The following is a 2,493-nucleotide window of genomic DNA, read 5'->3' on the forward strand; positions in this document are numbered from 1 at the left end:
CAGCGGCAGCGCCGGCACGACCTGATCCTCCCCCGTTTACGGGGGAGGGGGACCGCCGAAGGCAGTGGAGGGGGCGTTGCGGCAATCGTCTCTGGAGCGCTCCGCTGATGCCCCGCAAGACCATGATCGAGGCGATCCGCGACGCCATGGACGTGTCTATGGGCAAGGACGACAATGTCGTCGTGTTCGGCGAGGATGTCGGCTATTTCGGCGGCGTCTTCCGCTGCACTCAAGGGCTGCAGCAGAAATACGGCGTAACCCGCTGCTTCGACGCGCCGATCAGCGAGCTTGGCATCGTCGGCGCCGCGCTCGGCATGGCGGCCTACGGGTTGCGGCCTTGCGTGGAGGTGCAGTTCGCAGACTACGTCTATCCGGCCTACGACCAGATCGTCTCGGAAGCGGCGCGCATCCGCTACCGCTCCAACGGCGAGTTCACCTGCCCGATGGTCATCCGCATGCCGACCGGCGGCGGCATTTTCGGCGGACAGACCCACAGCCAGAGCCCGGAGGCGCTGTTCACCCATGTCTCGGGCCTGAAGGTGGTGGTGCCGTCCAATCCGCACGACGCCAAGGGGCTGCTGATCGCCTCGATCGAGGATCCTGACCCGGTCATCTTCCTGGAGCCGAAGCGGCTCTATAACGGCCCCTTCGACGGCCACCATGACCGTCCGGTGACGCCGTGGTCGAAGCATCCGCTCGGCGAAGTACCGGACGGCCACTATTCCACCCCGCTCGGCAAGGCCGAGATCAGGCGTCAGGGTGCGGACGTGACCATTCTCGCCTATGGCACCATGGTCTATGTCGCCGAGGCGGCGGCCGAGGAGACCGGCATCGACGCCGAGATCATCGACCTGCGCACGCTCCTGCCGCTCGACCTCGACGCCATCGTTGCCTCGGTGAGGAAGACCGGCCGATGTGTGGTCGTGCACGAGGCGACGCTGACTTCCGGTTTCGGCGCGGAACTGGCCGCACTGGTGCAGCAGCATTGCTTTTATGAACTCGAAGCGCCGATCGCCCGCGTCACCGGCTGGGACACGCCGTACCCGCACGCCCAGGAATGGGATTATTTTCCGGGTCCGGCCCGCGTCGGCCAGGCGTTGCGCGAAACGATGGAAGCATAAGATATGGCCGAGCACACGATCAAACTCCCGGACGTCGGCGAAGGCGTGGCGGAGGCCGAGCTTGTCGAATGGCATGTCAAGGTCGGCGATCTGGTGCGCGAGGATTCGATCCTGGCCGCCGTCATGACCGACAAGGCGACGGTCGAGATCCCCTCCCCTGTCGACGGCGAGATCACCTGGCTGGGCGCGGAAATCGGCGACACGATCGCCGTCGGCTCGCCGCTGATCCGGCTGAAGGTCCAGGGTGGCAAAGACGTTCCCGCCGTGGAAGCGGTGGCGGCGAAACCGGCCATGGACGACGACCAGGAGGAAGCGCCGCTCGCCGACGGCATGGCCGAAGAGGGAGAACACATCCCGTCGCCTCCCGAAAAGCCCGCAACCGCCGCAGCGGAGAAAGCCGCCGCACCCGCGCCAACCAAGGCTGCACCGGCTGCCGCTCCGGCCAGGCCGGGTGCGAGGTCCGCAACCGCGGGCGCGCCGCGCGCCGAAGGCGAAAAGCCGCTGGCTACACCGGCTGTCCGTCTTCGGGCGAAAGAGGCCGGTGTCGATCTGCGCCAGGTTCCGGGCAGCGGCCCGGCCGGTCGCATCACCCATGAAGACCTCGACGCCTTCATCGCGCGCGGCCCGCAGGCGGCGCGTCCAGCCGGGCTACAGCGCAACGACACGGTCGATGACATCAAGATCGTCGGGCTGAGGCGCAAGATTGCCGAAAAGATGGCGCTGGCGAAATCGCGCATCCCGCACATCACTTATGTCGAGGAGATCGACGTGACGGCGCTGGAGGATCTGCGCGCAGCCCTCAACAAGGGCAAGCGCGCCGACCAACCAAAGCTGACGGTGCTGCCCTTCCTGATGCGGGCGATGGTGAAGGCAATCGCCGAACAGCCCGGCTTGAACGCCATTTTCGACGACGAGGCCGGCATCGTGCACCGCCACGGCGGCGTCCATATCGGCATCGCAGCGCAAACCGCGTCGGGGCTGGTCGTGGCGGTCGTCAAGCACGCCGAGGCGCGTGATCTCTGGGACTGCGGCGCGGAGGTCAACCGGCTGGCCGAAGCGGCCAAGGCCGGCACGGCGACCCGCGAGGAACTGTCGGGCTCGACCATCACCATCACCTCGCTCGGCGCGATGGGCGGCGTTGCGACCACGCCGGTCATCAACCACCCGGAAGTGGCTATCGTCGGCGTCAACAAGATGATGGTGCGGCCGGTCTGGGATGGGACGCAGTTCATTCCGCGCAAGATGATGAACCTGTCGTCGAGCTTCGACCACCGCGTCGTCGACGGTTGGGACGCGGCGGTCTTCGTCCAGCGCATCAAGACGCTGCTGGAGACCCCGGCGCTGATTTTCGTGGAGGGATGACGGTGATGGG

Annotated in this window: 2 protein-coding genes; both read left to right on the forward strand. The window is 66.7% G+C overall.

Annotation, left to right across the window (positions count from 1 at the left end):
• The first annotated feature begins 107 nt into the window (after positions 1 to 107).
• Positions 108 to 1,121, forward strand: a complete 1,014-nt coding sequence (locus MAXJ12_RS17050) for an alpha-ketoacid dehydrogenase subunit beta (RefSeq protein ID WP_008837173.1) — start codon at positions 108 to 110, stop codon at positions 1,119 to 1,121.
• A gap of 3 nt (positions 1,122 to 1,124) precedes the next feature.
• A complete protein-coding gene (locus MAXJ12_RS17055; protein ID WP_008837174.1) occupies positions 1,125 to 2,483 on the forward strand; it encodes a dihydrolipoamide acetyltransferase family protein in 1,359 nt (452 codons plus the stop codon).
• Positions 2,484 to 2,493: the final 10 nt, after the last annotated feature.

The sequence above is a fragment of the Mesorhizobium alhagi CCNWXJ12-2 genome (assembly GCF_000236565.1).
Lineage (GTDB): Bacteria > Pseudomonadota > Alphaproteobacteria > Rhizobiales > Rhizobiaceae > Allomesorhizobium > Allomesorhizobium alhagi.

Bases quoted from the DNA above. Each gene is read 5' to 3' on its own strand.
- MAXJ12_RS17050 (WP_008837173.1), top strand. From the start codon at position 108: ATGCCCCGCAAGACCATGATCGAGGCGATCCGCGACGCCATGGACGTG.
- MAXJ12_RS17055 (WP_008837174.1), top strand. From the start codon at position 1,125: ATGGCCGAGCACACGATCAAACTCCCGGACGTCGGCGAAGGCGTGGCG.